The following is an 18,254-nucleotide window of genomic DNA, read 5'->3' as shown; positions in this document are numbered from 1 at the left end:
CGATGACGGGACATTCCCGCTTGTGACCGAACCTGTTTCACGTGAAACGCCGCCGCTCGTGGAGAAGTTGTATCCACGGGCGGCGGTGCGGCTTGCGGCGTACGCCGACCTGCTCGCCACCCAGGGCACGCTGCGCGGCCTGATCGGCCCGCGCGAGGTCCCGCGGCTGTGGGACCGGCATCTGCTGAACTGCGCCGTCCTCGAGCGCCTGATCCCGCCGGACTCGACGGTGGCCGACGTCGGCACCGGCGCCGGCCTGCCCGGGATCGTGGTGGCGCTGGTCCGTCCCGACCTCCAGGTGTCGCTCGTCGAGCCGTTGCTCCGGCGCACCACCTTCCTGCAAGAGGCGGTCGACGTACTCGGTCTTGAGAACGCCACGGTGGTGCGTTCGCGGGCCGAGGATCTTCCATCGGCGTCGTACGACGTGGTGACTTCTCGGGCTGTGGCTCCCTTGGGCAAACTGGCCAAGTGGTGTCTGCCACTGTGCGCCGAAGGGGGACTGATGCTGGCGATGAAGGGGTCGTCCGCCGACGAGGAACTGGAGGCCTCGGAGCGCGAGCTCGAGTCGCTGGGGGCCGAGGTTTGGCACATTCACCAACTCGGTGCGGATGAACTGGCCCAGCCGACGACAGTCGTGAGTATTGTGGCCGGACGTGCTGCAGGGGGATCCCGGCACGGAAGACGCGGGAGGTGAGCGGGTTGGTGAGTCGTGCCCTCGGATGGCCGGACAAGAGCACGGGTGAGCCGAAGACAGCGCAGGGCATCGGCTGGCCGACAGATTCTCAGAGTGCCATCCGCCTGATCACCTCAGACCCCACCACCGACACCGCACCCGACTCCTCTGCTCCCACGCCCCCTCAGCCGGCCACCTCCTCGGAGCCGACCCCGACTTCCGCTTCCGCCGCACCTGCCGCACCTGCCGCACCTACTGCTCCGGCTGTGGATGGAGCTGCTCTTCGGGCGGTGGCTGCGACGGGCTTGGACCTGGTTCCGTCGACGGACTCGGCGTCCGTTTCACGTGGAACAGCGGAGTCGCGAGATGATGGTGTCCGGGCCGAATCGGCGTCACTGGTGGACGCCGAGAACGACTTCGACGAGTCTCCACGACCTGTGGATGACGACCCCATGAAACTGCCCCTGCACACGGGAATTCGTCCACAGAGGCCTGTGGACGAAGCTGGGGGCAGACCCGCCCCGACCCCAACTGACATCCTCTTCGGGCCAAGTCCCGCACCTATCGGAATGGGCGCTATGACTGCCGCACAGATCGCCGCGCGGGCCACCTCGGACGAGCTTCAGCGACGCCTCCTCGAGACTCCGATCGCCGCCGCCACCGAACGGACCCTGCTCGTGAACGAAGGACGCACGATGGGTCGCGAGTTCCCGCTGCCCGCCGAAACCCGGGTCTTCGTCGTCGCCAACCAGAAGGGTGGTGTCGGGAAGACCACCACGACGGTGAACGTCGCCGCGGGTCTCGCCCTGTACGGCGCCCGGATCCTCGTCATCGACTTGGACCCCCAGGGCAACGCGTCGACCGCTCTCGGCATCGACCACTCGGAAGGCACCCCGGGCGTCTACGAAGCGATCATCGAAGGCGAGTCGCTGGGCAAGCTGTTGCAGCCGTGCGCCGAGCACCCGGGCATCCAGGTCGTGCCGGCGACGATCGACCTGGCCGGTGCCGAGATCGAACTGGTCAGCATCGTGGCCCGTGAGAGCCGGCTGAAGCGCGCCCTCGACGCGCACCTGGCCGAGACCGAGGCAGCCGGCGAGAAGTACGACTACGTCTTCATCGACTGCCCGCCGTCGCTCGGTCTTCTCACCGTCAACGCGCTGACCGCGGCTCGCGAGGTGCTGGTCCCGATCCAGAGCGAGTACTACGCACTCGAGGGTCTGTCCCAGTTGCTCCGGCACATCGACATGGTGAAGTCGCACCTGAACCCCGGGCTCGACGTCTCAACGATCCTGCTGACGATGTACGACGCCCGGACCAAGCTGGCCGGTGAGGTCGCGGCCGAGGTTCGTGGCCACTTCCGTGACGCCGTGCTGCGGACCGCCGTACCGCGCTCGGTCCGGATCTCCGAAGCGCCGAGCCACGGACAGACCGTGCTCGCGTACGACCCGGCGTCCGCCGGAGCCCTCTCGTACCTGGAGGCCTCCCGCGAGATCGCCATGCGCAACAACGCCTGACCCGAACCACCCCTCGCGCCGGTCGAGTCCTTCTCGGCCGGCGCGTCGCATGTCAGCCACCGGGTCGGGAGCACTGGGCGTTTCACGTGGAACGCTTCGACCCGGTTTCACGTGGAACGGGATCGGCTCGGTTTCACGTGGAACGCCGCCTGTGGAATCGCGGCACCGGACAAGCGGTCCTGTGGATGCGCGTTCGAAGTGCTGGGTGGGACCAGTTACGGTTGCTCAGGCAGCTACTGGTGCCGGTCGGCGTTTCACGTGAAACGAGCCCGCGGGCAGTGGTACTCCAAGAACATCAGCAGGTTGTCGAACTCGAGGGAGCGCGATGAACACCCGACTCGGACGCGGACTTGGTGCGCTGATTCCCAGCACACCCGCTCCCGGTAGCAGCACAACGCTCGGCAGCAAGTCCAGTTCGATTCCCGGTGCACCGCCGGCGACCATCAGGACCGAGCCCGAACTGGCCGCCGTACCGGGCGCGTCGTTCGCGGAGATCGAGGTCGACAAGATCACTCCGAACCCGAAGCAGCCGCGCACCGTCTTCGACGAGGAGGCGATGGAGGAGCTGGTCCACTCGGTGAAGGAGATCGGCCTGCTGCAGCCGATCGTCGTACGGCGGCTGGAGGCGGACAAGTACGAGCTCGTCATGGGCGAGCGTCGTTGGCGCGCGACCCAGCAGGCGGGCCTGGCCACGATCCCGGCGATCGTCCGCGACACCTCCGACGACGTGATGCTCCGGGACGCGCTGCTGGAGAACCTGCACCGCAGCCAGCTGAACCCGCTCGAAGAGGCGGCCGCCTACCAGCAGATGCTCGACGACTTCGGCTGCACCCAGGAAGTCCTCGCCACCCGCATCGGCCGGTCGCGTCCGCAGATCTCCAACACGCTCCGGCTGCTGAAGCTGCCGGCCTCGGTCCAGCGCCGAGTCGCCGCCGGCGTGCTCTCGGCCGGCCACGCCCGTGCACTTCTCGGCCTGCCGAGCGGCGATGCGATCGAACGCCTCGCCCAGCGCATCGTCGCCGAAGGACTGTCGGTCCGCACCGTCGAAGAGATCGTCGCCCTCGGCGACATGAACGCCGATGACGCCCCCCAGCAACGCCGCCGCGCCAAGCCGGTCGCCCCGCGCCTCGTCGACCTGGCCGACCGCCTCTCCGACCGCTTCGAAACCCGAGTCAAAGTCGACCTAGGCAAAACCAAGGGCAAGATCACCGTAGAGTTCGCCTCCCTCGACGACCTCGAACGAATCGTCACCCTCATGGACCCCAACAAGCCCACCCCCTGACGCCACCCCCACCACCCGGCCCCGAAGCCCCCGCTCCGAGGCCGCTGCCATCCCGCAAACAGCACCCCGCCGACACCCCGCCGACACCCCGCCGACAGGTCCAACTGTCGGCAGCGACCTCCGCTCATCGCCACCACCCCGGCTAGCGAGCTCCGGGTCATCGCCATCCCGTGCAGCGAGTTCCAGGTCGTCACCACCCCGGGCAGCGCGCTCCGGGCCGTCACTACCCCGGGCAGCGCGGTCCGGGCCCCACTACCGCGGGCAGCGCGGTGCGGCGACCGGGAGCCGCGGTCGAGGGGGAGGCGGTTAGGAGCGGGTACGCAGTGCCGCGAGGAAGAGGGACGCGTCGGTGCGGACGTGCTCGACCGGGTCGGTGTCCCTCAGAGTCGCGACGAGGGTGACCAAGCCAGGGGTGGGGAAGTTGGCCGGAACCGATGGCGATCGCCTGGCGGATGCCGGGATCAGAGTGCGTCGCGAGCGCCTCGAGGGCGTGGACCACAGGCGGCGCGTCCCGGTCCGTGGCGGACAGAGCCGCGCCTTTGGCCGAGGTGACAGCCGCGTCGCGAGAGGTTGGAGGGCGTGGACCAGAGCTGCGTCCTGGTCCCGTAGCGGCGAGGGCCGCCGCGTCGACCGAGGTAAGAATTGCATCGCAAGGGGGCGGCGTAGCGAGGGGGTCGAGTGGCTCTTGCGTCGACCAGAGGTCGCACTCGTGGCGGAGCTGCTGAGCTACGTCGGCGCTGGCGGGGCAGCGGACGGTGAGGTAGCGCGTTCCGACCGGGCGGTCATCGACCTGATGGATCTCCGTACGGCGGTCCAACGTCTGCCAGCCGTCGACCTAGGCGCGAGCCTCTTCGAGCTGAGCCTTGACGAGAACCCACCCGCGCTGCATCACGAAGTCGACGTCATCCGAGATGAGCATCTCCTTGGGCACGAGCCGTTCCACGAAGTCCGTCACAGGCCAACCGCTCCCCAAGAAGATCCCGGAGAACGCAAGCAGCGTCAGGGTTCCAGCCCGCTCGGAATCTCGCTCACAGAGGAACTCCAGAGTGCTCACGCGGTGCCGTGACGAGGCGGGTCTGCCGCCAGGCCAGTTCGCTGCTGCCGCCACGAGCTCGACGAGCCGACCAACAATCTGGACCTCCTGGCGAGCGGCGCGCTCCGGACAGGCGACGAGCCGCCCCGAGTCCGGGCCGAGTACTGGTAGGGCTGGGTCTGCAGTCGGCGGCTGGCGGGTTATGTCACGATGGCGTGCTGTAACCCGCCAGCCATCACAAACCCGCAAGTGGCAAGCCGCCGGGCCAGCGGTGGGCTGGCTGCGGTCGACCCGACGGGCGGCGGTTCTAGGGGGTGCGTGTGGCGATGCGGTCCGGGGCCAATCTGCGGATGCGGTCCGGGGTATCCCGTTCAGCAGGCACCGTGCGGATGGGCGTCAGAGGGCAGGCGACTACTGTGGCCGCGAGCGGTCAGCGACAACCGCAGTGTGGACCGCCAGCCTGCTGTCCCAGCGATGCCGCGGGTGAACGACGGCAGCACTGAAGCGCAGCCGCGAAGGTCGGCGCGATGATCGCAGTGTGGATGCTCGCCTGCGGCTGGCCTAGCGATGCCGCGGGTGAACGACGGCGGCACGAAGCGGAGGGGCGGCCGCGGTGTGGATCGGCAGTCTGCGGCTGTGCCGGCGATGCCGGGGGCGGACAACGGCGGCGCTGAAGCGCACCCGTGGTGGCCATCGCCGCGCGGTAGTCGCAGTATGGATCGCTCGCTTGCGGCTGGCCTAGCGGTGCCGCGGGTGAACGACGGCAGTGCGAAGCGCAGCGGCGAACTGGTTGCGGTGACGACAGCTCCGATGAACGTGGCGTCAACCGGCGCGGCGGCTGCGGGGTGGATGGCGGTGCCATTGATCACCGCGACGGGCGGCCGACATGTCTACGTGATCAGGTGGGTGCCTGGGGTCGCGCGATGCCGTAGCGCGTGAGCCGGGGAGGCGGGCGGAGGTCCTGCCGGCCGGTTCGATTCTGGGCGACGCGACGTTGCGGCGGTCGGTTGGATCAGCTGAAGCGCGGGATTCCTCTGTCAGCGGGATTCTTAGCGAGTTGGAGTCTCGCCCGCGTCGAGGATTCGTGGGGTGTCTGGGTGAGGGGATTCTGGTGAGGCGTGCTGTGGGCGCGGCGGTTGGTGGTGTTGGCGCCGGGTGTGCGTCGAGCTCGCTGAGGATCGTGCTCACAGAGGAATTTCGGGGGCGAGGTAGTCGTCTGTGGCTGCGTCGATCCGCGGGTGATCTTCGCGAGAGTAGGCAGACGGTCGACGGGATATGTCGACAAATCTACTTGGGGATTTGCGGTGGATGTTTCATGTGAAACATCGGCGGTTGAGGGTCAGGGGCGGGTTAGTTCGTGGGTGGTTTTGCGTTCGGCGTAGAAGGAGAGGAAGGGGATGGTGCCGGCTAGGGCGATCAGGACCAGGCGGGTGAAGGACCAGCGGACGCGGCGGAAGAGGTCGAACGTGGCGAGAAGGTAGACCACGTAGAGGAAGCCGTGCATCGGGCCGATGACGTTCATGGCGCTGGGGTCGTCGGCCAGGTACTTCAGGGGCATCGCCACGAAGAGGAGGAGCAGGAGCATCACACCGACGATGTACGCGATCACGCGGTAGCGGGTCAGGGCTCCGCGGATGGCCGGGGTGAGCGGCTGCGGGGTGGCGGACGTGGCGGGGTCGGCTGGTGAAGTCACGCTGAAACGGTACCGCTTGACTCCACAGCCTCCTCGCCCCGGTTGGCAGCCCCAGCCCTTCCGCCCCTCGGCACTCCCAGCCATCCGCCCCGAGTGTTCGCGCCCCAGTGTTAGCGCCCCCAGTGTTAGCGCCCCCAGTGTTAGCGCCCCCAGCATTCGCGCCCCCCCGTGTTCGCGCCCCCAGTGCTCACGCCCTCAGCGGTCCCGGCCTCAGTGCTCGCGGCCTCAGTGCTCGCGGGCCCAGTGCTCGCGGGCCCAGTGCTCGCGGGCCCAGCCCGAGTGCCCCACGTGGATTCGCTCCCGCGCGGTCAGCCTCATGTGCCCGCACCCGACTGTCCGAGACCTGATTGGGTCGGCCGCAGTTGGGCTGGCCGCAGTGGTCCCAGGTAGCGGCTTCAAGCGCCGGAGGTCCCAGCCGAAGTGGTCTCGGTTGGAGTGGTCTCGGTTGGAGTGGTCTCGGTTGGAGTGGTCTCGGTTGGAGCGGTCTCGGTTCGGGTGGCGCGCGCGGCAGTCGTCCCGGTGCCGGTGTTGGTCTGCTCGCTGGGTGGAGTGGGGTCCGGGGTGGGGGATTGGTCGGGATCGGGTTCGGGGTTTGGGTCGGGGCGGCGGGCGTCTTGGACCATGCGGGTCCACATCCAGAGGGTGAAGGCGGCGAAGATCCACCACTGGAAGGCGTAGGCGACGTTGCGGAGGCCGGCGTGGTCGGTGGGGGGAGCGGGGGGTGGTACGACGGCCGGCGCCGGCTGGGGCGTCGTACCGGAGTCGATGGAGGTCTGTACGACGAAGGCGTCGTAGATCCGGTAGTCGACCATGTGCACGATGGTCGGGATCCGGAGGGACGGGAGGACCCGGCTCTTCGCGGCGTCGCCGGAAGCGTCCTGGGCTTCGGAGGCGGCCACGGCGCCACTCAGTGAAACCGGCCCAGCGGGCGCTATCACGGCGGGATCCGAGGTGGAGGCGACCCACCCGCGGACAACCATCACCGCGCCGGAATCAGTGCCGTCCAGCATCAACGGGGTGACGACCCACAGGCCGTCCCGATCGCCGTTGCGGCGGTCGGTGATGAAGAGTTGGTCGGCGGCAGGTCCCCAGGTGCCGCTGATCGTGACCCGGCGGCCGACGGCCTTGGACGGGAGGCCCTCGTCGATGGAGAACAGCGAATGGAGCGCCACCGGCGCACCCTCTGCCCGCTTGGCGGTCGCAGCCGCGGTCTTCGATTGGTACACCTGCAGCTGCCACACGCCCATCACCGACATCACCGCGGCGAGCGTCAGCGCCAGCAGAAGCAGCCCGAACCATCGCGGTGTGAAGACGGTCCGCCAAAAGGACTGCTCAGGCATCAGAACCTCAACGAGCCGCGGCAGCAGCCAGCAGGTCGCGGCACAGCACACCGAGCTCGATCCCGGCGGCCTCCGCGGCAAGCGGGACCAGCGACGTCTCCGTCATCCCCGGCGCCACGTTCACCTCGAGGAACCACGGCACCCCGGACGAGTCGACGACCAGGTCCGACCGCGACAGGTCCCGCAGCCCCAGCGCCTCATGCGCCGTCACAGCCGCGGATGCGCACGCCTCAGCTACACCGGCGTCCAGCCGAGCCGGTACGACGAACTGCGTGGCGCCGGCCGTATACCGCGCCTCGTAGTCGTAGAACCCGGAGTCCGGCCGGATCTCCACCGCCGGCAGCGCCCGCGGTCCGTCGCCCGTGTCCACCACGGTCACGGCAACCTCGGTCCCATCGACGTACTGCTCGATCAACGCGACCGGCCCATAGGCGTAGCAGTTCACCATCGCAGACGGCAGCTCCTCCGCAGACCGCACGACCGACGCACCGAGCGCCGACCCACCACGCGCAGGCTTCACCACCAGCGGCAGGCCGATCTGCTTGATCACGGCCTCCATCAACACACCGGCGCCGAGCTCGCGAAACGTGTCGTGCCCAAGCACCACCGACGCGGGCGTGCAGAGTCCGGCCGCGGACACCATGGTCGACGCGACCGGCTTGTCGAAGGCGGTCCGGCAGGCAGCCGCGGCGGCGCCGACGTACGGAACGCCGTACAGGTCGAGGACCTGGCGGAGGGCGCCGTCCTCGCCGGTGACGCCGTGCAGGACGGGGAAGACCGCGTCCGGCGGATCGTCGCGGAGCCGTTCGACCAGGTTGGCGTCGACGTCGCGCTGCTCGACTTCCACGCCGACACTGCGCAGGGCGTCGGCGACCCGCCGGCCGGACCGAAGCGAGACGTCCCGCTCGTGTGACAGTCCGCCGGCCAGTACCAGCACTCGACCCAGATCACTCATCACAAATATCCCGATCACTCGTAGGCGACTCCGGCTCGGTCGCCGGTCCCGAGGCCCACTGGAACGGTACCCCTACCGTGTCAGGGACCCCCGGCCGCCCGCAGATCCATTGCGCAACCTTTGCGCAATAGCCCTTAGTGTCCCGCGTCGGATGTCCCTTGGCGCTTGCGGCGCCCAGGCACGCACCTCACGGCACTTGCCCAGCGCCCACGATGCTCCGCATCGAGGCCACTGCTCAAGCACCGCGATGCACGCACCTGAACACCGCAATCACTCAAGCGACATCCGACGCGGGACACTAGCTCAGCTCCGGCCCGGGTGCGTCGTAGTCGCGCCTCGGCCCCGGCGTCATCGGCCCGAACGTCTGCCGCAACTCGAGCTCCTCGTTGACGACGGCAGCCAGCCGGCTGACGCCTTCGACGATCCGGGCCGGGGTCGGATGACAGTACGACAACCGCATGCACTGCGACCCGAAACCGTCGGCGAAGAAGGCGGTTCCGGGTACGTAGGCCACCCGGGCGGTGACCGCCCGCGGCAGCATCGCCTTCGCGTCCAGCCCGTCCGGCAGGGTGAGCCAGACGTAGAACCCGCCACCCGGCCTGGTCCAGGTCGTTGCCGCAGGCATCTTCTCGGTCAGCGCGCCCAGCATCGCGTCGCGGCGCTCCCGGTACATCTCCCGGAACTGCTTCACCTGCCCGAGCCAGTCGTGCCGGCCCAGGTACGACGAGATCGCGAGCTGACTGAACACCGGCGGACACAGGGTCGCCGACTCCTGTGCCAGCACGAGCTTCTCGCGGACGGCGTGCGGCGCGACCGCCCAGCCGACCCGGAATCCTGGGGCAAACGTCTTCGAGAACGAGCCGAGGTAGATCACGCCCTCGCGATCGTCGGCCCGCAACGCGCGGTACGGGTCGCCGTCGAACCCGAGCAACCCGTACGGATTGTCCTCGAGCACCAGTAGGTTGGCCCGCTGGCAGATCTCCAGCACCCGCGCTCGCCGCTCGACCGACAGCGAGACGCCGGCCGGGTTGTGGAAGTTCGGGATCGTGTAGAAGAACTTGATCCGCTTGCCCGCGGCACGCACCGACGCGATCGCCTGCTCCAGCGCCTCCGGCACGACGCCGTCGTCGTCCATCGCGACGTGGACTACCTCACACTGGTACGCGCGGAACACGCCGAGGGCCCCGACGTACGACGGAGCCTCGCAGATCACCACGTCGCCCGGATCGCAGAACACCCGGGTCACCAGGTCGACCGCCTGTTGGCTGCCGACCGTGACCACGACGTCGTCCGGATGGGCGTCGATCCCCTCCAGCCGCATCACGTCGCAGATCTGGTCCCGCAGCGTGGGGTCGCCCTGGCCGGAGCCGTACTGCATCGCGGTCGCGCCGTTGTCGATCACCAGGTCACGGACCGCGCCACCGACCACGTCCAGCGGCAGGCCACCGATGTTCGGCATCCCGCCGGCGAGCGAGACCACCTCCGGGCGGCTGGCGACGGCGAACAGGGCACGGATCTCCGATGCCGTCATGCCCTTGGTCCGTGCTGCGTACCGATCGACGTAGTTGTCGAGACGGGTCTGCCGGACATCGGGCAGGTCAGCACTCACGGAGCCACTCCAACAGGCGATCGAGGGGAAGTCACCAGGTTACGCCGACCGGCCCAAGCGTGCCTGGGCTGTGGATCCGCGCGACCTCTCACTACCATGCCTTATAGGGGCAGGTTCGACCATGCCGTGATCTGGCTGCTGAGACGGCCGACGGCAGGGTGCGGCCTGAGAGGTGGATGCGGAAGGCGGATCGGATGAGCGTGGGCAAGGCAGCCGGATGGACGCTCGGCGGACTGTTGCTGGGCGTGCTGGCCGGGTTTGCGGGCGAGCTGTTCCGGCGGCAACCGGCCGCGAAGGTGCAGCAGCGGTACGTCGCCCCGCAGGCGGCGGTGACCCCGGACGCGCGGAAGCCGGCACCGGCACCCGCCCCGGCGGCACGATGAGCGACTCGACGGTACTCGAGGCGACACTCACCGTGACGAAGTCGACAATCTGTAGGACCAGAGCCCGCTGATGGCCCGACGGCTCGAACCGCTCACGCTCGCCAACCTGGACGAGCTCCCGGTGCCGTGCCGTGAATGCGTGTTCTGGGAGCTGGACCCGGTGGCCGCCAAGCAGGCCGACCGGACCGGCGACACCGGCCTCGAGAAGGAGGCCTGGCTGTCCCAGTTGCTGCTCGACTGCGGCAACGCCGGCGTCGTCCTGTACGTCGACGACGAGCCGGCCGGGTTCGCGGTGTACGCCCCGGCGGCGTACCTGCCCCGGATCCAGGCGTTTCCGACCGCGCCGGTCAGCCCGGACGCCGTCGTACTGGCGACCGGGCGGATCCTGCCGCGGTACTTGGGGCTCGGGTTGGGGAAGATCCTGGTGCAGGCGGTCGCCAAGGATGTGCTGAAGCAGGGGTTCCGGGCGGTCGAGGCGTTCGGGGACTCGCGGTGGGACGGTCCGGGATGTGTCTGGCCGACCGAGTTCCTGAGGGCCGTCGGCTTCGGGGTCGTCCGTGAACACCCGCGGAACCCACGGCTGCGGCTGGACCTGCGATCCGCGATCACGTGGCGCAGTGAGATGGAGGCGGCAGTGGAGCGACTGATGGGAGCGATCCGGCCCGAACACACGCCACCCGCACCGGTAACGGTCCGGGACGCGTTGAGCCGCACCTCGACAGGCTGACGGCGATGGGCTGGCGCCTTCTCGCGGACGTGATGTTCGTCCTGCACGCGGCCTTCCTGCTGTTCTTCGTGTTCGGCGCCTTCCTGGCCTGGAAGTGGCCCAAGCTGATCTGGGCGCAGCTCGCCATCGTGATCTGGAGCCTGGCCATCGTGGTCATCGACTACGACTGCCCCTTCACCGGCGTCGAGAAGTACTTCCTGCGCCGCGGTGGCGAGACCGTGTACGAGGCCGGGTACATCAACCACTACCTGGACGGCACGATCTGGCCGGAGGGCGCGACCCCGACCGCGGAGAAGGTCGGCTTCGCGCTGGTGGTGATCGGGTACGTCGGCTTCTTCGTCCTCCGCCGGCGCCGTCGCAAGGCGACCGGGCAGACCGATGTCAGGGGAGACTCAGTGGGACCCCGGACGTGATCCGCACGGTCGATCCCCATACTGGAAGGCGTGTCCAGCGCTGTCGACGAGTACCTGACCGGACTGAGCCGCGCACTGCCCGGCCCACGCCGGCGTAAGGCCGACCTGCTGGCCGAGGCGCGGGACCACCTGACCGACGCGACCGAAGCCTTGGAGGCCGACGGTCTCGATCATCGGCAGGCCGAGCGTGAAGCGGTCGCCGACTTCGGCGCGCTCGACGACGTGGTGCCCGGTTACCGGGCCGAGCTCGCGGTCAGCCAGAGCCGACGGACCGCGATGCTGTTGTTCCTCGTGCTGATCCTGCAGCCGATCGTCTGGCAGGAGAACGCCTGGAGCTGGAACCAGGACCCGGTCCAGGAGAGCGCGCTCAACGACTTCCTCCAGACGCTGGTCCGGAGCATCGGGATGGTGTCGATCGCCGGCGCCGTCCTCGCGGTGATCGGAGCCGGCGTCGGCATGCGCTACCCGATCATCCGGGACCGCATCAGCCGGGTGACGGCGCAGTTCGCCATTGTCAGCTCGGCGGTCATCAGTGCGATCGGGGTGGGGATGGCGTCGACGAGCACGCGTCCGGGCACCCTGCTCGACTACGCGGTCGTGTCGAGTTTCGTCGTACTGCCCTTGCTGGTCGTCGGTCTGCAGGCCGGGCGGTGCCTACGCCTGGCCCGGGCGTAGCACTCCTTCCACCACAGCGCGGAAGGTCAGCCACTCCTGCTTGCCTGAGGCAAGCATCTTCTGCCCGGCCGAGGTGAGCTGGTAGGTACGGCGCTTCCGCCCGCCGACCGTGCTCCATTCGCTGGCCAGGTAGCCGGCTCGCTCGAGCCGCCGCAGCGCCGGATACAGCGTGCCGGTCGGCAGATCCAGCTCGCCGCCGCTGCGCTCCAGCAGCGCCTCCATGATCGCGTAGCCGTGCAGCGGCTCGTGCTCGACGACGGCCAGGATCATCGGGTCGAGGTGTCCACGCAGCGCATCCGCCTTCATGTAGCCAGTCTACTCATATGTCTGTTACTGTCGAGAGACAACATGTAGTGAATCTACTTATTAGGGGAGGCGCAAGCCATGACCGTGGACACTCCAGTACGACGACAGCCCGGGAAGGAGGGTGGACGCCCTGGGCTGCTGCACCGCGTGTCCGGCTGGTCGATGCGGCACGCCGGCATCGCCGTACTGCTCTGGGTGGTCGCCCTGGTCGCCGTGACGGCGGCCTCGAGCCTGATCGGCGACGACTACCGCAACGACACCTCGCTGCCCGGGACCGACTCCCAGCGGGTGACCGACATCTTCCGTGAGCACCAGCCGCAGGGCGACACCGCGTCAGTGCAGATCGTCCTGCACGCCGACAACGGCCTGGCGGCGGAGAAGCAGCGCATCGCGTCGATGCTCGCGGTCGTCGGCGACCTCCCGCACGTGGCCTCGGTGGCCGACCCGTTCACCGCCCCCGGATCACTGTCCCAGGACGGCCGTACGGCGTACTCCACGGTCGGACTGGACACGACGGTCGAGGAGATGCCGGTCGAGGACGTACGGGCGATCATCGATCGGGCGCAGGACTTCGCCCAGCCCGGTCTGCAGGTCGAGGTCGGTGGCGACCTGGCCCGGTCGGCGGCCGAGAGCGAGGGTGGTGCGGCCGAGGGCGCCGGCATCCTGGCCGCGCTGGTGATCCTGGTGTTCCTGTTCGGGTCCTTGCTCGCGGCAACGCTTCCGCTGCTGACCGCGGTGTTCGCCGTCGGCGGCACGCTCGGCCTGCTGGTGCTCGCCTCGCACCTGTTCACCGTGCCCGACTACACCGCGCCGGTGATGATGCTGGTCGGTCTCGGGGTCGGTATCGACTACGCGTTGCTGATCTTCTCGCGCTACCGCCACGAGCTGCTGAAGGACGGCACCGACCGGGCGACCGCCTCGATGGTCGCCCTCGACACCGCCGGGCGTTCGGTGATGTTCGCGGGTTGCACCGTGGTGATCGCCTTGCTCGGTCTGCTGGCGCTCGGGCTCGGTGCACTGCAAGGCGTCGCGCTCGGCGTCACGCTGACAGTGCTGATGACGATGCTGGCCGCGGTGAGCCTGTTGCCCGCGCTGCTCACGCTGTTCGGGAAGCGGATCGAGAAGAGCGTCCGCAAGCACGATGCGAAGAAGCGCCGTACGCCTGGTGATGGCTGGCGGAAGCTGGCGGCCGTTGTGCAGCGGGGTCCGTGGGTGCCGCTGGTGCTCGGGACCGCCGCACTGATCGCGCTGTCGTTGCCCGCGTTGGACATGCGGCTCGGGTTCGCGGACGCGGGGACGGACGACCCGGTCAAGACCAGCCGGAAGGCGTACGACCTCCTGGCCCAAGGCTTCGGGCCCGGCTTCAACGGCCCGCTCGTGGTCGTGTCCGAAGGCGACGAGGCGGCAGCTCGGGCACTCGGCCAGACGCTGCAGAAGGACCCGAACATCGCAGCCGTGACTCCGCCACAGCTGACACCTGACGGAAAGGTCGCGACGGTACTGGCGTTCCCGAAGTCGGCACCTCAGGACGCCGCGACCAGCGAGCTCGTGGAGCGGCTGCGCGACGACACACTGCCGGCACTCGAGTCGCAGACGAAGGCGACGTACCTGGTCGGTGGAGCGACAGCGGCGGCCGACGACTTCGCCTCCGCGGTGAGCAACCGGCTGCCGATCTTCGTGCTGGTCGTGGTCGGGCTGTCGGCTCTGCTGCTGATGGCGGTATTCCGGTCGATCCTGGTCCCGCTGAAGGCGGCGGTGCTCAACCTGCTCAGCATCGGCGCCTCGCTCGGCGTCATCACGCTGGTCTTCCAGCAGGGCTGGTTCGGTGCGCAGCCCGGTCCGATCGAGGCGTTCGTCCCGGTGATGATCTTCGCGATCGTCTTCGGGTTGTCGATGGACTACGAGGTCTTCCTGGTCTCGCGGATCCATGAGGAGTGGCGGCGTACCAAGGACGCTCGGGAAGCGGTCCGGGAAGGGCTGGCGAACACCGGCAGCGTGATCACGGCGGCGGCCGCGATCATGATCGTGGTGTTCGGCGCGTTCCTGCTCAGCCCGGATCGGATGCTGAAGCAGTTCGGCCTCGGCCTGGCGACCGCCGTACTGCTGGACGCCGTACTCATCCGCTGCGTGATCGTGCCGGCCGTGATGCGCCTGTTCGGCAACCGCGCCTGGTGGCTCCCGCGCGGCCTCGACCGGGCGCTGCCGAAGATCGCGCTCGAGAAGGAGTAGTCAGACGGTGAGTTGGCCGAAGCGAAGCATGCCGGTGGCCGCGTCCTGCTCCGGCGGGAGGTAGACCCGCTGGATCGCGACCACGATCGCTTCGGCCACCACGTCGCGGAAGGCGGGGTCGGCCAGCCGGGCCGAGTCGTGCGGGTTGGTGACGTACCCGATCTCCAGCCGGACCGCGGGCATCTTGGTCCGCCGCAGCAGGTCCCACGTCTTGGCGTGCGTCCGGCAGTTCAGCAGGTCGGTGCGCGCGACGATCTCGCGCTGCACCAGCCCGGCGAACTGCTCACCGACGCTGGAGGAGGCACCGTGCAGGTCGTTGCCGTAGTAGTACGTCGCGACGCCCTGCGCCTCCGGGTTCATCGACCCATCGGTGTGCAGCGACACACAGAGGTTGGCGTCCGTCTCGTTGGCGAACGCGGCCCGGGCCAGCTCGTCCGGCCCCTGATCCCGCCCACGCGACAGATATGCCCGTACGCCGGTCGCGCCCAGCCGACCCTCGATCCGGGAGGCCAGGTCGTACGCGACGTCGGACTCGCGCAGGCCGAAGCCCTCCCAGCCGTAGTCGAAGCCGCCGTGGCCGGGGTCGATCACCACGGTCTTGCCGGACAGTCGCGGACCCGCGGCCCGAACCGCCTCGGAAGCGCGTAATGCGTCCGGGCGGCCGCCGGTCGCCATCGGCTTGATCCGCTGCAGCGCCTTGAACGTCGACGGGCCGCAGGTGCCGTCGGCCGGCAGGCCCATGTTGCGCTGGAACTCGGTGACCGCGCGCTGCGTGTCCGGACCGAAGATGCCGTCGATCCGGGCCACCGCGAAGCCGAGCTCCTGCAGCTTCGCCTGCAGCGCCAGCACGTCGTCACCGGTCAGTGGGTGCGAGACGACGTACGTCAGCAGCCGGTCGCCCAGCCGCCAACGCGCGTCGTCGATCGCCCGGTAGGTCTGCGGGCCGACGATCCCGTCGATCATCAGCCCACGTTGCTGCTGGAAGCCCCGCACCGCGTGCGCAGTCGCTTCGTCGTAGACGGAGTGACCGCCTTCCAGCAGCCCGAGCCGCTGGAGCTTGCCGATGATCTCGGCGACCGCCTCACCGCTGTCGCCGATCCGGTACACGCCGTGGGGGCCTTCCATCAACTGCTCCTTGCCGTGTGGCGGACGGGGTGTCCAGTCAATCAGGAGGTGAAGTCGGCCAGCTCCTTGAGCAGCGCCGCCTTCGGCTTGGCGCCGACGATGGACTTGGCCAGCTCACCGTTCACGTAGACGTTGATGGTAGGGATACCGGTGACGCGGTAGTTGCTCGGGGTGACCGGGTTCTCGTCCACGTTCATCTTCAGGAACGTGATCTTGTCGCTGTGGTCCTGGTTCAGCTCCTCCAGGATCGGGGAGACCTGGCGGCACGGCCCGCACCACTCGGCCCAGAAGTCCACCAGCACCGGCTTGTCGCTCTTCAGCACGGTCTGGTCGAACTCGGCGTCGGTGACGGCCTTCATCTTCTCGCCCACGGGCGTATCTCCTTCAGTGATTGTCAGGGTCAGACGGTGACAGGCTCGGTGGCCGCGGCGGCAGCCGCGGTGGCCTCGTGCTCGAGGGTGGCCAGGAAGCGCTCGGCGTCCAGGGCGGCCGCACAGCCGGTGCCGGCGGCGGTGATCGCCTGCCGGTAGGTGTGGTCCACCAGGTCGCCGGCGGCGAAGACGCCGGGCAGGTTGGTCTCGGTGCTGCCCTCGCGGACCAGGACGTAGCCCTCTTCGTCCAGGCGCACCTGGCCCTTCACCAGCTCCGAGCGCGGGTCGTGCCCGATCGCGATGAACAGGCCGGTCACCGGCAGCTCCCGGGTCTCACCGGTCACGGTGTCCCGCAGCGTGACGCCGGTCAGCTTGTCGTCGCCGTTGATCGCGGCGACCTCGGAGTTCCAGGCGAACTCGATCTTGTCGTTCGCGAACGCCCGGTCGGCCATGATCTTGGAGGCGCGCAGCTCGTCGCGGCGGTGGATCAGGGTGACCTTCTTCCCGAACCGGGTGAGGAAGGTGGCCTCCTCGACGGCGGAGTCGCCGCCACCGACCACCGCGATCTCCTGCTCGCGGAAGAAGAAGCCGTCACAGGTCGCACACCAGGACACGCCGTGGCCGGACATCCGCTCCTCGTCCGGCAGGTCGAGCTTGCGGTAGCCGGACCCCATCGCCAGGATGACGGTCTTGGCCCAGTGCTCGGTTCCGGCAGAGTCGGTGACCGACTTGATCTCGCCGGTCAGGTCCATCGACACGATGTCGTCCGGGATCAGCTCCGCGCCGAAGCGCTCGGCCTGGCTCCGCATCTCGTCCATCAGCGCCGGGCCCATGATGCCCTCGCTGAACCCGGGGAAGTTCTCCACCTCGGTGGTGGTCATCAGCGCACCGCCGGCGGTGACCGACCCCTCGAAGACGAGCGGCTCCAGCCGGGCACGCGCGGCGTACACGGCGGCGGTGTAACCGGCCGGACCGGAGCCGACGATGATGACGTTGCGGACTGCGGACTCGCTCATACAGGCGTTCCTCGTGTCGTCGAGACTGGTACGTCGTACTCAACGGATCCTAGAGGCCGACCATTCCCACGGTACCCATCGCAGGGCCGGGTGAGACCAGCGACATCTCAACGATTGCGCAGGGTCACATTGGTCTCGTAGAACGGGCTGGCAGACCCACCCGGATCGCTACACCCGGTGACGACGAAGAGCTGAATATCACGCGGTGAGCCGCCCGGCAGGCCGATCAGGATCGCTCGCCTGCCGTCGACCTTGACCGGCTGGACCAGCTGCACGTTCGGGTTCGGCCGGCCGGTGGCGAATCGCCGGGCGCAGGCGATCTCGTCGGCCGTACCGTGCAGCACTGCCCCGTTGGACTTCTCCAGCCACTGCTGGGCCTCCGGACCGACGTCCTTGGCGGTCATCGTCGGTACGCCGGTCGGCAGCGCGGCGGTCGGGTTCGTGGCGTCGCTGCCCTGGTCCTTCGTGGCGATCACCACACCGACGCCGACCGCGGCCACGAGCACGACCCCGGCAGCCGCCGTCAGCAGCTTGGGGATGTGCCGGTGCGGCTCCTCGCGGATCTGGGCCAGGGAGTGCACGCCGACGGTGGACGACCGCAGCACGGACTCCGAGACGATCACCTGGTCGAGGTGCTCGGCGATGTCGGCCGGCATCGGAATGTCCGCGCGGCCCTCCTCGGCGAGGTCCTCGGACAGCTGCGTCAGCGCGTCGAACGTCTGCTGACACTCCGGACAGGCCTTCACGTGTTCACGAGCTCGATGTGCCTCGGGCGCGGGCAGCAGGTTCTCGATCAGATCGGCGATGGTGTCCGTGTCCAGGTGCTCGAGGTGCTCGCTGGTCGGCAGACCGGAATCGGTCATCGGGAACTCGCCCCCTCACGGGAGATGCCCAGGATCGGGCGCAGAGT

General features: G+C 68.8%; 17 protein-coding genes. 8 read left to right on the top strand and 9 right to left on the bottom strand.

Annotation, left to right across the window (positions count from 1 at the left end; translation table 11 throughout):
- Nucleotides 1–22 precede the first annotated feature (22 nt).
- From rsmG to ACIBL3_RS02935, 3 genes are all read left to right on the top strand, one after another.
- Complete coding sequence (gene rsmG, locus ACIBL3_RS02945; RefSeq protein ID WP_396351463.1) at nucleotides 23–694, top strand: 16S rRNA (guanine(527)-N(7))-methyltransferase RsmG; 672 nt, start codon at nucleotides 23–25, stop codon at nucleotides 692–694.
- Between the two features lie 557 nt (nucleotides 695–1,251).
- Entirely contained in the window at nucleotides 1,252–2,187 is a 936-nt protein-coding gene (locus ACIBL3_RS02940; protein ID WP_396351462.1) for an AAA family ATPase, read from the top strand.
- 325 nt (nucleotides 2,188–2,512) lie between these two features.
- Nucleotides 2,513–3,469, top strand: coding sequence for a ParB/RepB/Spo0J family partition protein (locus ACIBL3_RS02935; protein WP_396351461.1), 957 nt, complete (start codon nucleotides 2,513–2,515; stop codon nucleotides 3,467–3,469).
- Between the two features lie 2,372 nt (nucleotides 3,470–5,841).
- On the opposite strand, the gene ACIBL3_RS02930 is transcribed toward ACIBL3_RS02935, so the two are convergent.
- From ACIBL3_RS02930 to ACIBL3_RS02915, 4 genes are all read right to left on the bottom strand, one after another.
- Nucleotides 5,842–6,195 (bottom strand): DUF3817 domain-containing protein, encoded by a 354-nt coding sequence (locus ACIBL3_RS02930; RefSeq protein ID WP_396351460.1) that lies wholly within the window; start codon nucleotides 6,193–6,195, stop codon nucleotides 5,842–5,844.
- Between the two features lie 395 nt (nucleotides 6,196–6,590).
- Nucleotides 6,591–7,535, bottom strand: coding sequence for an SURF1 family protein (locus ACIBL3_RS02925; protein WP_396351459.1), 945 nt, complete (start codon nucleotides 7,533–7,535; stop codon nucleotides 6,591–6,593).
- 7 nt (nucleotides 7,536–7,542) lie between these two features.
- Nucleotides 7,543–8,490 (bottom strand): D-alanine--D-alanine ligase, encoded by a 948-nt coding sequence (locus tag ACIBL3_RS02920; RefSeq protein ID WP_396351458.1) that lies wholly within the window; start codon nucleotides 8,488–8,490, stop codon nucleotides 7,543–7,545.
- A 298-nt stretch (nucleotides 8,491–8,788) separates the two neighbouring features.
- The gene (locus ACIBL3_RS02915; protein ID WP_396351457.1) at nucleotides 8,789–10,099 is read right to left on the bottom strand and encodes a PLP-dependent aminotransferase family protein; all 1,311 of its coding nucleotides are present in this window, start codon (nucleotides 10,097–10,099) and stop codon (nucleotides 8,789–8,791) included.
- A 194-nt stretch (nucleotides 10,100–10,293) separates the two neighbouring features.
- On the opposite strand from ACIBL3_RS02915, the gene ACIBL3_RS02910 reads away from it, so the two are divergent.
- From ACIBL3_RS02910 to ACIBL3_RS02895, 4 genes are all read left to right on the top strand, one after another.
- A complete protein-coding gene (locus tag ACIBL3_RS02910) occupies nucleotides 10,294–10,482 on the top strand; it encodes a hypothetical protein (protein WP_396351456.1) in 189 nt (62 codons plus the stop codon).
- A gap of 70 nt (nucleotides 10,483–10,552) precedes the next feature.
- Complete coding sequence (locus tag ACIBL3_RS02905; protein ID WP_396351455.1) at nucleotides 10,553–11,209, top strand: GNAT family N-acetyltransferase; 657 nt, start codon at nucleotides 10,553–10,555, stop codon at nucleotides 11,207–11,209.
- Nucleotides 11,210–11,214: 5 nt separating this feature from the next.
- A complete protein-coding gene (locus ACIBL3_RS02900) occupies nucleotides 11,215–11,622 on the top strand; it encodes a DUF2784 domain-containing protein (RefSeq protein ID WP_396351454.1) in 408 nt (135 codons plus the stop codon).
- A gap of 30 nt (nucleotides 11,623–11,652) precedes the next feature.
- Nucleotides 11,653–12,297 carry a permease prefix domain 1-containing protein gene (locus ACIBL3_RS02895; RefSeq protein WP_396351453.1) on the top strand — a complete coding sequence of 215 codons (645 nt, stop codon included), beginning with the start codon at nucleotides 11,653–11,655 and terminating at the stop codon, nucleotides 12,295–12,297.
- Here ACIBL3_RS02895 and ACIBL3_RS02890 read toward each other — a convergent pair.
- A complete protein-coding gene (locus ACIBL3_RS02890; protein WP_360478197.1) occupies nucleotides 12,277–12,603 on the bottom strand; it encodes a helix-turn-helix transcriptional regulator in 327 nt (108 codons plus the stop codon). The two genes, ACIBL3_RS02895 and ACIBL3_RS02890, sit on opposite strands and share 21 nt — an antisense overlap.
- 78 nt (nucleotides 12,604–12,681) lie before the next feature.
- On the opposite strand from ACIBL3_RS02890, the gene ACIBL3_RS02885 reads away from it, so the two are divergent.
- Nucleotides 12,682–14,832: an MMPL family transporter gene (locus tag ACIBL3_RS02885; RefSeq protein WP_396351452.1), complete on the top strand. Its 2,151-nt coding sequence runs from the start codon at nucleotides 12,682–12,684 to the stop codon at nucleotides 14,830–14,832.
- Here the strand turns inward: ACIBL3_RS02885 and ACIBL3_RS02880 are convergent, their stop codons facing one another.
- The 4 genes from ACIBL3_RS02880 to ACIBL3_RS02865 all read right to left on the bottom strand — a co-directional run bounded on the left by ACIBL3_RS02880 (nucleotide 14,833) and on the right by ACIBL3_RS02865 (nucleotide 18,207).
- Entirely contained in the window at nucleotides 14,833–15,957 is a 1,125-nt protein-coding gene (locus tag ACIBL3_RS02880; RefSeq protein WP_396351451.1) for an N-acetylmuramoyl-L-alanine amidase, read from the bottom strand.
- A 41-nt stretch (nucleotides 15,958–15,998) separates the two neighbouring features.
- Nucleotides 15,999–16,328 (bottom strand): thioredoxin, encoded by a 330-nt coding sequence (gene trxA / locus ACIBL3_RS02875; protein WP_396351450.1) that lies wholly within the window; start codon nucleotides 16,326–16,328, stop codon nucleotides 15,999–16,001.
- A gap of 29 nt (nucleotides 16,329–16,357) precedes the next feature.
- Nucleotides 16,358–17,344 (bottom strand): thioredoxin-disulfide reductase, encoded by a 987-nt coding sequence (gene trxB / locus ACIBL3_RS02870; RefSeq protein ID WP_396351449.1) that lies wholly within the window; start codon nucleotides 17,342–17,344, stop codon nucleotides 16,358–16,360.
- 107 nt (nucleotides 17,345–17,451) lie between these two features.
- A complete protein-coding gene (locus ACIBL3_RS02865) occupies nucleotides 17,452–18,207 on the bottom strand; it encodes an anti-sigma factor family protein (RefSeq protein ID WP_396351448.1) in 756 nt (251 codons plus the stop codon).
- Nucleotides 18,208–18,254: the final 47 nt, after the last annotated feature.

The organism is Kribbella sp. NPDC050124, from assembly GCF_044460355.1.
GTDB lineage: Bacteria > Actinomycetota > Actinomycetes > Propionibacteriales > Kribbellaceae > Kribbella.
Note: the sequence above shows the minus strand (reverse complement) of the source record. Positions and strands in the feature narration are given on the sequence as shown.